Source organism: Neisseria sp. P0022.S009 (genome assembly GCF_051956675.1).
Classification (GTDB): Bacteria; Pseudomonadota; Gammaproteobacteria; order Burkholderiales; family Neisseriaceae; genus Neisseria.
In genome coordinates, this window is the sequence record NZ_JBQCXE010000090.1 from 1 (window position 1) to 429 (window position 429).

Sequence of the window (429 nt, forward strand, 5' to 3'; positions counted from 1 at the left end):
CCCAACACTCGAACTACTTGACCTTGCTTACCTTTATCTTTACCGGCAATCACTACAACCTGATCGCCTTTAATGATTTTAGTCATCGCGCTATTCCTTATAATACTTCGGGCGCCAATGAAACGATTTTCATAAATCGCTCAGTACGCAATTCACGGGTTACCGGGCCAAAAATACGAGTACCCAGAGGCTCAAGTTTAGTATTTAATAACACAGCGGCGTTGTTATCAAATTTAATTAGCGCACCATCAGGACGACGCACACCCTTAGCAGTACGAACAACTGCCGCATTGTATACATCACCTTTTTTGACACGACCACGTGGGGCTGCATCTTTAACTGCAACTTTAATAATATCGCCAACAGAAGCGTAGCGACGCGTAGATCCGCCCAATACCTTGATGCACATCACGCGACGCGCACCAGAGT

2 protein-coding genes are annotated in these 429 nt (G+C 45.7%); both read right to left on the reverse strand.

Annotation, left to right across the window (positions count from 1 at the left end):
• A partial coding sequence (locus ACTHUG_RS11580; RefSeq protein WP_440422319.1) for a KOW motif-containing protein occupies window positions 1-86 on the reverse strand: 86 nt, incomplete at its 3' end.
• Window positions 87-97: 11 nt separating this feature from the next.
• Window positions 98-429: 50S ribosomal protein L14 (gene rplN, locus ACTHUG_RS11585; protein ID WP_440422317.1), on the reverse strand; the 332-nt coding region annotated here is incomplete at its 5' end.